The organism is Stenotrophomonas sp. 22385, from assembly GCF_052045085.1.
Classification (GTDB): Bacteria; Pseudomonadota; Gammaproteobacteria; order Xanthomonadales; family Xanthomonadaceae; genus Stenotrophomonas.
The window spans coordinates 331,256-341,510 of the sequence record NZ_JBQEOG010000005.1 but is presented as its reverse complement, the minus strand read 5'-3'; the positions used below and the strand labels follow the sequence as shown (position 1 = coordinate 341,510).

Sequence of the window (10,255 nt, the reverse complement as noted above, 5' to 3'; positions counted from 1 at the left end):
TTGCGGGACCGTAGAGCGCCATGGATGGCGCGAACGAGCCTACAGGGACGTACTTGCGGCGTGTCCCGCAAACCCACACCCGCCAGCCAAGCCCCAGACATTCGCAGACCAAGGCTGTTCGCCGCAATGCGTGAGCGCTCTAAACGCCCACGCACCACGTAGACCTCACTTCACCACACCACCACTCAACACCATCGGCGAGGTCTGCAGCGGCTCATTGGCCGAACGCGAAAGCTGCAGCTCGTAACGGCCTTCCGCAATCTTCCACTGCTTGTCGGCCGTATCGAAACTGGCCATCGCCTTCGGTTCGGCCTCGATGCGGATCCGGCGCGATTCACCCGGCTGCAGCGTGACCTTCTGGAACCCGATCAGGCGGATCGGCGTGGTGCTGCCTTCCGGCATCTTCAGGTACAGCTGGGCCACGTCCGCACCGGCCACCTTGCCGGTGTTGCGCACATCCACCGTCGCCACCAGGCGCTGGCCCATTGCCGTGTAGCTCAGGTTGTCGTACTGGAACTGCGTGTACGAGAGCCCGTGGCCGAACGCGAACTGCGGGGTGAGGCCCTTGGCCGCGAACCACTTGTAACCGACGTTGGCACCTTCGATGTTGTAATCGATGGTGTCGTCCGGCTTCTGCTTTGGATTGAAGCCCAGCCCGTTCACATGCGGGCGCGGCAGCTGCGACGCATCCACCGGCCACGTGACCGGCAGCCGGCCCGACGGATTCACCTTGCCCGTCAACAGCGCCGCGATGGCCTCACCGCCGCGGATGCCCGGGTACCACGCCTGCAGGATCGCCGGCACCTGCTGCAGCCACGGCAGCTCGACCGGCCCGTTGGTTTCCAGCACCACCACCGTCTTCGGATTGGCCTGGGCCACCCCTGCAATCAGTTTGTCCTGGTTGTCCGGCAGCTGCATGTGCGGCAGATCGACCGATTCGGCCGACCACTGCGTTGCGAACACGATCGCCACGTCGGCCGCAGCGGCAGCGCGCGCGGCAGCCGCCACGTCACGGCCGTCCACGTACTCGATGGTCGCGTCCGGGCGCTCGGCGCGCAGCGCCTGCAGCGGCGAGGACGGGTGGAAGATCACCGGGCCCGGCCAGGTGGTCGGCAGCACGCCCGGCACTGCATTGGTGCCACGCGCGGTCCAGCCCACCATCGACGAACCACCGCCGCCGATCACGCCCTTGTCGGCATGCCCGCCGATGATCACGATGCGCTGCACGTCCCTGCCCAGCGGCAGCACGTCGCCGGCGTTGCGCAGCAGCACGCTGCCTTCTTCAACGGTGCGCTGCGCCGCGGCAAAGCCGGCTTCGTCGTCGATCGGCCCATGCTGCGGCGGCAGGTCGAAGTTGCCGTGCGCGAACATGGTGCGCAGGATCCGCGCGACCATATCGTTCAAACGCGCCTGCGGCACGGTACCACCGGCCACCGCCAGGCGCAGCGGCTCGTCGAAGTACACCGCCTTGTCGAACACCTCGCCCGCCGACTGCTGGTCCAGCCCGGCCAGCGCCGCCTTCGAACCGCTGTGCACGCCGCCCCAGTCGGACATCACGAAACCAGGGAACTTCCATTCCTGCTTGAGCACCTGATTCATCAGGTAATCGTGCTCGCAGCCATAGGTGCCGTTGATACGGTTGTAGGAGCACATCACCGAACCGGGCTTGCCTGCATCGAGTGCGATCTCGAACGCCAGCAGGTCCGACTCGCGCATCGCCTGTTCGCCGATTTCGGCACTGTGGAAGTTGCGCGAGGTTTCCATGTCGTTGAGCGCGAAGTGCTTCATCGTCGAAATCACGTGCTGGCTCTGCACGCCCCGGATCGATTCGCCCACCAGGCGGCCGGCCAGCACCGGGTCTTCGCCGGCATATTCAAAGTTGCGGCCATTGCGCGGGTCGCGCTGCAGGTTGACGCTGCCGGCCAGCAGGATGTTGAAGCGCTGCTGCCAGGCCTCGCGGCCCATGGTAGCGCCGCCGGTGAAGGCGATCTGCGGGTTCCAGGTCGAGGCGGTGGAGGGGCCCGAGGGCATCGCCGTGGCATGGTCGCCCTTGCGGATCCCGCCCGGGTTGGTCACGCCCACGCCGGCATCCGCCGACTGCTGGGCCGGGATCCCCAGGCGCGGCACGCCCGGCACGAACCCGGCCGAACCGACCGCGCCTTCCGGGAGCGGCCCGCCATCCTTGCCCAGCCCGAAGTAGCTGTGCAGCATCTGGAACTTCTCGTCCACGGTCATCCGCGCCACCAGCAGCTTGGCGCGCGCATCCGCGCTCAGGCCGGTGTCCATCCATGGCGTGTCGCCCCCCACCGGCGCGCTGTAGCCCAGCGTCAGCAGCTGGCCGGCAACGCTGGTGTCGGCATCCAGGCGCAGCTTCACCGGCCTGGTCGTGGCGGCATCGAAGCCGGCACTGTAGCCGGCGCCCTTGCCGATGGCGGCGAAACCAGCGGCGGTGGCGCTGTCCGCATCCGAACCCAGCAGCAGTGCGGGCGCCCCCAGGCGCGAGCCGTCCACCAGCGCCTTGACCGGCGCGCCATCGGCATCGGCGCCGGCAGCGCGCGTGTACAGCGCCACCACGTGGCGGCCGTCGTTGAAGCGCAGGTAATTCAGGCCCGGTGCTTCCACGCCCGACTCGGCTTCCACCGGCAGGCGCGAAAGCACGATGCTGCCGCGCTGCTCGGCCGCAGCCGGGTCGGCGCTGACGAAGCGATAGGTGTAGCCGAGGTCGTCGGCCAGGGCCGCCAGCGGATCGGGTGCCTGCGCGCTTTCCGTGGTGTCGGCAGGACGGATCACATTGCCGATGGTCAGCGCATCCACGTCCAGCGCCTGCAGTTGTTCGGCCACCGCCTTGGCATCCAGGTAGGTCGGTGCCTGGTCCAGGCGGAGCACGGTGAAGGCCTCGCCCCCCACCGCCGGTACCGCGAAGGCAGAGGCAGACAGCGACAGGGCGATGGCGGCCGTCAGGGCCAGGGGCTTTGTAATCGTTTTCATAAGCGGGCGAAACACCTTTGCTGACGCAGTAAATCCAGGGAGTCTTGCCGCAGAAGGGTGCAGCGCCGTCATGGCGGGATCCCGGCACGCAACCGCGCTCGGGATCGAACTACACGGGCGCGCCAGCCACGATCAGGCCCCTCCGCCTGTCGCCACAGCCACCGCATCCGTCGGGTGCCGTCACCAGCACCCATCCGCTCAAGAGTCGTTCACCCTGTTCATCCGTGTCAACAGCGTGTTCAGGTTCGCGGCGCCGGATCCGGCTTGATCACTTCGGTCTCGGCAGCCGTCAGCGCCCTGCCCTCGGCATCGCGCGGCAGCAGCGGTGCCAGGTCCTGTCCGGTGCCGATCACCTGCAGGTGCGAACGCGGTTCAGACGGGTCGAACAGATGGCCCTCGCCCCATTGGCGCAGCGCCACCACCAGCGGGAACAGCGCCTGGCCTTGGGCGGTGAGCACGTAGTCGTGGTAACGGCTGCCATCGGCGGCGGCCTGCTGGGTCAGCACGCCGGCGTCCTGCAGGGCCTGCAGGCGCTGGCTGAGCATGCTGCGCGACATGCCCAGGCCACGCTGGAAATCGCTGAAGCGGCGCACGCCATCGAAGGCGTCGCGCACGATCAGCAGCGACCAGCGGTCGCCGATCAGGTCCAGCGCGCGCGCGACCGGGCAGGTGCGGTTGAGATCAGGGTGCATGGCGATCCTCCTTGGGTGGTTTCATTTTAGAACCAAATGCCACAGACTCAACTGGTTCTATTTCGAGACCATACATGTCCACCACCGCCCCCCTCCCGCGCATCGCCCCTTCCCTGCTGCTGCTGTTCGCCTGCGCGGCCGGGCTCAGCGTGGCGAACGTCTATTACGCCCAGCCGCTGCTGGATGCGCTGTCGGCCGACCTGCGCATCGGCGTGTCCTGGATCGGCGCGGTGATCGCCGCGACCCAGGTCGGGTCGGTGGCCGCCCTGCTGTGGCTGGTGCCGCTGGGCGACCGGGTCGAGCGGCGGCGGCTGATGGCGCTGCAGACCGCCGCGTTGATGCTGGCGCTGCTCTGTGTTGCTGCCGCCGGTACGGCCATGGGCCTGCTGCTGGCCATGTCCGCCGTGGGCCTGCTGGGCACCGCGATGACCCAAGGGCTGATTGCCTACGCAGCCGCCGCCGCACCGGTGCATGCGCGTGGCCGCGTGGTCGGCGCGGCGCAGGCCGGGGTGGTGATCGGGCTGCTGCTGGCACGGCTGGTGGCGGGCGTGGTGGCAGATCTGGGCGGCTGGCGCACGGTGTACCTGCTCTCTGCCGGTGTGATGGGAGTGACCGGGGTGCTGCTGTGGCGGCATCTGCCGCCTCTTGCGGTTCCAATCGCCTCGCCAAGGCTGTCACTGCGGGCCCTGCTGCGCCAGCAACCGGTGCTGCGTCGGCGTGGGCTGCTGGGGGTGTTGATGTTCACCGGGTTCGGGCTGTTCTGGAGCAGCATGGCGCTGCCGTTGAGCGCGCCGCCGTTCCGGCTTGGGCACACCGCGATCGGTGCGTTCGCCCTGGTGGGCCTGCTCGGCGCACTGGCCGCCGCACGCAGCGGGCACTGGAGCGACCGTGGCCATGCCAGGCGGGTGACGCTGGGGGCTCTGCTGTTGCTGCTGTTGAGCTGGTGGCCGTTGTCGGCGCTGCACGCCTCGCTGGGCTGGCTGGTGCTGGGCGTACTGCTGCTGGATCTGGCCGTACAGGCCCTGCATGTGACCAACCAGAGCCTGATCCTGGCGGCGGCGCCGACGCAGGCCCAGGCGCAGGTGATTGCGGCGTACATGTTGTTTTATGCGGCCGGAAGCGGGTTGGGCGCCTTGCTGGGAAGCGCGGTCTATGCGGCGCATGGGTGGGGGGCAGTGTGTTGGGTGGGGGCTGGGGTGTCGCTGTTGGCGTTGGGGATTTTTTTGCGGGGGTCATGGACGTCTGACGGGCGGCTTCGGCGGGGGTAAACGTCGCGCTACGAATTCATTAGCAATTTTGCTAATAACACGTAGCATGTCGGTCTCAACCCTTGACACCTGCCCTGCCTATCCTCGCCTTCATGTTCAGGTTTCCCGCCCACTCCTGCTCTTTCCAGCCTTGCCGGGAGGTGCGCTGATGGGCGCGGTGGTGGCCTTGGAACAACTGCTGGAAAGCCGCCAGGTCTGGCGAGGGCAGCCGCGCGGGACGGCGCCGGAAACCCCCGCCCATCCGACCGGGCACCCGGCGCTGGACAGCCGCCTGCCCGGGGGTGGCTGGCCGCCCTCGGCCCTGTCCGAAGTACTGCTGGCCGCACCCGGCCAGGGCGAGCTGGCGCTGGTCTGGCCGACCCTGGCCCGGCTCAGCCAGCTGCAGCAGACCGTGGTGCTGGTCGCCCCACCGCACTTGCCGCATGCCCCGGCCTGGGCCGGCGCCGGGCTGGCCCTGGGCCAGCTGCAGGTGGTGCGCGCCACCCCGCGCGAAGCGCTGTGGGCGGCTGAACAATGCCTGCGCTCGGCCGCCTGTGCAGCGGTGCTGTGCTGGCCGGGACATGCCGACGACCGCGCCCTGCGCCGGCTGCAGGTGGCCGCCGAAACCGGCCAGTGCCTGGGCTTTGCTTTCCGCGACAGCCGGCTGGCCCGCAACCCCTCCCCCGCCCCGTTGCGCCTGCAGCTCGATGCCGGCCAGGTGCGGGTGCTCAAATGCCGCGGCGGCATGGCACCGGCGCAGCCGTTGCCGCTGGCCCTGGCCCATTGAGGCGCTGCCATGCAGTGGGCCTGCCTGTTGCTGCCTCAACTGGCGCTGGACGCGGCCCTGCGCCAGCAGCCCGATCCGCGCGCGCCGCTGGTGCTGGTCACCGGCCCGGCCCAGCGCCGGGTGCTGCATGCGGTAAGCCCGGCGGCGCGCCAGCTGGGCCTGCGCCGCGGCATGCTGCTGTCGGCCGCCCAGGTGCTGACCCGCGACATGCTCACGGTGGACTACGACCCGCGCGCCGAACAGGACACCCGCCAACTGCTGGCCAGCTGGCTGTACGGCATCAGCTCGCAGGTGAGCCTGGCGTTCCCGCATGCGCTGGCGCTGGAGATCGGCGCCAGCCGCGCCCTGTTCGGTGACTGGCCGGCAATCGAACAGCGCCTGCGCGACGGCCTGAAGGAACTCGGCTTCCGCCATCGGCTGGTAGCCGCGCCCAACCCGCACGCTGCCTGGGTGCTCACCCGCGTGCATGCGCGGCTGGGCGTGGATGCAACGGCGCTGGAACCTGCACTGGCGCAGATCCCGATCGACCGCAGCGGCCTGCCGGCCGAGGCTGTCACGGTACTGGCCCGCTCCGGCCTGCGTACGCTGGGCGCGGCCTTCGCGCTCCCCCGCGAGAGCCTGACCCGGCGGTTCCCGGCCCAGGTGCTGACCCACCTGGATGCGCTGCGCGGTATCGGCAGCGCGCCGCTGCAGTACTTCCGGCCGCCGGACCGGTTCGATGCACGGATCGAGTTCGAGTACGAAATCGAATCGACCCAGGCACTGCTGTTCCCGTTGCGCCGTCTCACCGCTGACCTGGCCGCCTTCCTGTGCTCGCGCGATGGCGGCGCGCAGCAGTTCGACCTGTGGTTCGAACATGAGCGCCACCCCGATACCCGGCTGACCGTGGGCCTGCTCGCGCCCGAACGCGATGCGGCCATGCTGTTCGAACTGGCGCGCAACCGGGTCGACCACCTGCGCCTGCCTGCCGGCAGCCGCGGGCTGCGCCTGCAGGCCGAACACCTGCCGCCGTTCGTGCCGGCCGCGCGCGACCTGTTCGACCCGCGTCCGCAGCAGGCCATGCCCTGGGAACAGCTGCGCGAACGCCTGCGTGCGCGGCTGGGCGACGATGCCGTGCAGGGCGTGGGACTACGCGCCGAACATCGGCCCGAACGCGCCAGCGGCCCAGCCACAGCGGCCATCAAAGGCCCGCCGCCGGCCTTGCCGTTGCGCCCGGGCTGGCTGCTGGCCACGCCGCAGCCGCTGTACGACCCGGACCTGCGCATCCTCTCCGGGCCGGAGCGGATTGAATCGGGCTGGTGGGACGAAGGCGATGTGCGCCGCGACTACTACGTGGTCGAAACCGCGCTGGGCCAGCGTGCGTGGGCCTATACCGCCGCCGGTGCACGGCACGGACCCTTCATGCTGCACGGCTGGTTCGCATGAGTACCGCCCTGCCCGATTACGCCGAACTGCATTGCCTGTCGGCCTTCAGTTTCCAGCGCGGTGCCTCCATCGCCGACGAGCTGTTCGCGCGTGCGAAAGAACAGGGCTACAAGGCCCTGGCCATCACCGACGAATGTTCGCTGGCCGGCATCGTGCGCGCCTGGCAGGCGGCGAAGAAACATGGGCTGGCCCTGATCACCGGTGCGGAGTTCCAGGTCGAGGACGGGCCCAAGGTGGTACTGCTGTGCACCGACCTGGCCGCCTATGCAGGGCTGTGCCAGCTGATCACTACCTGCCGCCGGCGCGCGCCCAAGGGCCAGTACCGCTGCCTGCGCGAGGACTTCGACGCCCTGCCCGACAGTCTGCTGTGCCTGTGGCCGGCGCGGTCGCCCAATGCCGATGATGCCGCGTGGCTGCACGCACGCTTCGCGCACCGGCTGTGGCTGGCGGTGGAACTGCACCGCGAGGCCGACGACGTGGCGCGGCTGGAGGCGCTGCTGGAGTTCGGCTATGCCCATGACCTGCCGCTGGTGGCCAGTGGCGACGTGCACATGCACGTGCGCCGCCGCCGTGCGCTGCAGGACACGCTCACCGCGATCCGCCAGCACTGCACCATCGCCGATGCTGGCTGGCACCTGTTCCCGAATGGTGAACGCCACCTGCGAACGCGCCAGGCGCTGGCCGCGCTGTACCCGCCCGAACTGCTGGAGGAAACCCTGCGCGTAGCCGGGCGCTGCCGGTTCGACCTGGCGCAGCTGCAGTACACCTACCCGCGCGAGCTGGTTCCCGACGGCCACGACCCGGCCAGCTGGCTGCGCGTCCTGGTCGAAGAGGGCATGCGCTGGCGCTGGCCCGGCGGCGCCAGCGAAGCGCAGCGGCGACAGATCGAACACGAGCTGCGCCTGATCCACCTCAAGCAGTACGAATCGTACTTCCTGACCGTGCACGACATCGTGCGCTTCGCCCGCAGCCAGCAGATCCTGTGCCAGGGCCGTGGTTCGGCGGCCAATTCGTCGGTGTGCTTCGTGCTGGGCGTGACCGAGATCGACCCCAGCCACATGGAACTGCTGTTCGAACGCTTCATCTCTGAAGAACGCGACGAACCACCGGACATCGACATCGATTTCGAACACGAACGTCGCGAGGAAGTGCTGCAGTACGTGTTCAACCGCTACGGCCGCGAACGTGCCGCGCTCACCGCCGTGGCGATCAGCTACCGCGGCCGCAGTGCAGTGCGCGACGTGGCGCGCGTGCTGGGCCTGCCGCCGGACCAGGTCAACGAACTGGCCGCCTGCCTGGACCGCTGGAGCAGCCACGAGCCGCTGCCCGAGGCCCTGCGCGAACGCGGCTTCGACCCGGACACGCCGCTGATGCAGCGGGTGGTGGCGCTCACCGCTGAACTGGTGGACTTCCCGCGCCACCTGTCCCAGCACCCGGGCGGTTTCGTGATTTCCGAGCACCCGCTGTCGACCCTGGTGCCGGTGGAAAACGCGGCCATGGCCGACCGCACCGTGATCCAGTGGGACAAGGACGACCTGGATGCCACCGGGCTGATGAAGGTCGACTGCCTGGCGCTGGGCATGCTCACCGCCGTGCGCAAATGTCTGGCCATGCTGCACGCCCATGGCGCCCCGGCGATGGGCATGGCCGACATCCCGGCGGGTGACACCGCCACCTACGACATGATCTGCCGTGCCGATACGCTGGGCGTGTTCCAGATCGAATCGCGCGCGCAGATGGCGATGCTGCCGCGCATGCAGCCGCGCTGTTTCTACGACCTGGTGATCGAAGTAGCGATCGTGCGGCCCGGCCCGATCCAGGGCGACATGGTCCATCCCTACCTCAACCGCCGCAAGCGGCTCAAGGAAGAAGGGATCGAAGAAATCGACTACCCACCGGCACTGGAAAAAGTATTCAGGCGCACCCTGGGCGTGCCGCTGTTCCAGGAACAGGTGATGCAACTGGCGGTGGCCGCCGCCGGCTTCAGTCCCGGCGAGGCCGATGCGCTGCGCCGTTCGATGGCTGCCTGGAAACGCCACGGGGGGCTGGATCCGCACCGCGACAAACTACTGGCCGGCATGGCGAAGAACAACTACAGCCGCGAATACGGCGAACGCCTGTTCGAGCAGATCAAGGGCTTCGGCAGCTACGGCTTTCCGGAAAGCCACGCGGCCAGTTTCGCGCTGATCACCTATGTCAGCTGCTGGCTCAAGTGCCACCACCCCTCGGCGTTTGCCGCCAGCCTGATCAACAGCCAGCCGCTGGGGTTCTACACGCCGGACCAGATCCTGCAGGATGCGCGCCGGCATGGCGTGCCGGTGCTGCCGGTGGACGTGCGCCACAGCGACTGGGACTGCACGCTGGTGCCGGCCACCCAGCGCGACGCCCTGCCCGGCATCCGGCTTGGCCTGCGCATGATCGATGGTTTCAGCGAAGCGGTGGCCGGGGCCGTCATGCAGGCACGTGCCCGGCATGCCTTCGACAGCGTGGCCGACCTCAGCCAGCGGGCCCGCCTGGACCGCCGCCACCAGGGGCTGCTGGCCGATGCCGGCGCGCTGAAGGGGTTGAGCGGGCACCGCCACCGCGCCCGCTGGGATGTCTCCGGCGTCGAAAAGCCACTGCCGCTGTTCGAGGACATCCGCGCCACTGCCGATGCCGCCGTGGCGTTGCCGGCACCGAGTGCGTTCGAGGACATGCAGGCCGACTACAACAGCACCGGCACGACCCTGGGCCAGCACATGGTGTCCTTCATCCGCGACGCGCTGCGCGCCCGCCGCTGCCAGCGCTCGGACGAACTGGCGCAGCTGCCGCACGGGCGCAGCGTGCGTTTCGCCGGGTTGGTACGCATGCGCCAGCGCCCGCAGACCGCCAGCGGGGTGACCTTCCTCACCCTCGAAGACGAAAGCGGCATGGTCAATGCGGTGGTCTGGCGCAGAACCGCCGACCGCCAGCACCGGGTGCTGGTGGAGGCGCAGCTGATGCAGATCGATGGCCGGCTGGAACGGGTGGATGGCGTGCAGCACCTGATCGTGCAGCGCATGCACAACCTCGATGCACTGATTGACGGAGTGCGCACCCACAGCCGCGATTTTCATTGATTGCTGTGACCGGTTTCA

6 protein-coding genes are annotated in these 10,255 nt (G+C 69.0%); 4 read left to right on the top strand and 2 right to left on the bottom strand.

Features of this window, described 5'->3' with window-relative positions; all coding sequences use genetic code 11:
* Positions 1 to 165 precede the first annotated feature (165 nt).
* Complete coding sequence (locus ACTJI4_RS11520) at positions 166 to 2,988, bottom strand: beta-glucosidase family protein (protein ID WP_440869423.1); 2,823 nt, start codon at positions 2,986 to 2,988, stop codon at positions 166 to 168.
* Between the two features lie 239 nt (positions 2,989 to 3,227).
* On the bottom strand, positions 3,228 to 3,680 hold the full coding sequence (locus ACTJI4_RS11515; RefSeq protein ID WP_440869422.1) for a winged helix-turn-helix transcriptional regulator: 453 nt from the start codon (positions 3,678 to 3,680) through the stop codon (positions 3,228 to 3,230).
* Positions 3,681 to 3,754: 74 nt separating this feature from the next.
* Here ACTJI4_RS11515 and ACTJI4_RS11510 point away from each other — a divergent pair, with 74 nt between their 5' ends.
* The 4 genes from ACTJI4_RS11510 to ACTJI4_RS11495 all read left to right on the top strand — a co-directional run bounded on the left by ACTJI4_RS11510 (position 3,755) and on the right by ACTJI4_RS11495 (position 10,237).
* Positions 3,755 to 4,948, top strand: a complete 1,194-nt coding sequence (locus ACTJI4_RS11510; protein WP_392921968.1) for an MFS transporter — start codon at positions 3,755 to 3,757, stop codon at positions 4,946 to 4,948.
* A 148-nt stretch (positions 4,949 to 5,096) separates the two neighbouring features.
* Entirely contained in the window at positions 5,097 to 5,714 is a 618-nt protein-coding gene (gene imuA / locus ACTJI4_RS11505) for a translesion DNA synthesis-associated protein ImuA (RefSeq protein ID WP_392921964.1), read from the top strand.
* A gap of 9 nt (positions 5,715 to 5,723) precedes the next feature.
* Positions 5,724 to 7,139 carry a Y-family DNA polymerase gene (locus tag ACTJI4_RS11500; RefSeq protein ID WP_440869421.1) on the top strand — a complete coding sequence of 472 codons (1,416 nt, stop codon included), beginning with the start codon at positions 5,724 to 5,726 and terminating at the stop codon, positions 7,137 to 7,139.
* Positions 7,136 to 10,237 (top strand): error-prone DNA polymerase, encoded by a 3,102-nt coding sequence (locus tag ACTJI4_RS11495; RefSeq protein ID WP_392921959.1) that lies wholly within the window; start codon positions 7,136 to 7,138, stop codon positions 10,235 to 10,237. Before ACTJI4_RS11500 ends, ACTJI4_RS11495 begins: the two co-directional genes overlap by 4 nt.
* Positions 10,238 to 10,255 lie beyond the last annotated feature (18 nt).

Coding starts and splice junctions, on each gene's coding strand:
- ACTJI4_RS11520 (WP_440869423.1), bottom strand. CDS start 2,988: ATGAAAACGATTACAAAGCCCCTGGCCCTGACGGCCGCCATCGCCCTG.
- ACTJI4_RS11515 (WP_440869422.1), bottom strand. CDS start 3,680: ATGCACCCTGATCTCAACCGCACCTGCCCGGTCGCGCGCGCGCTGGAC.
- ACTJI4_RS11510 (WP_392921968.1), top strand. CDS start 3,755: ATGTCCACCACCGCCCCCCTCCCGCGCATCGCCCCTTCCCTGCTGCTG.
- imuA (WP_392921964.1), top strand. CDS start 5,097: ATGGGCGCGGTGGTGGCCTTGGAACAACTGCTGGAAAGCCGCCAGGTC.
- ACTJI4_RS11500 (WP_440869421.1), top strand. CDS start 5,724: ATGCAGTGGGCCTGCCTGTTGCTGCCTCAACTGGCGCTGGACGCGGCC.
- ACTJI4_RS11495 (WP_392921959.1), top strand. CDS start 7,136: ATGAGTACCGCCCTGCCCGATTACGCCGAACTGCATTGCCTGTCGGCC.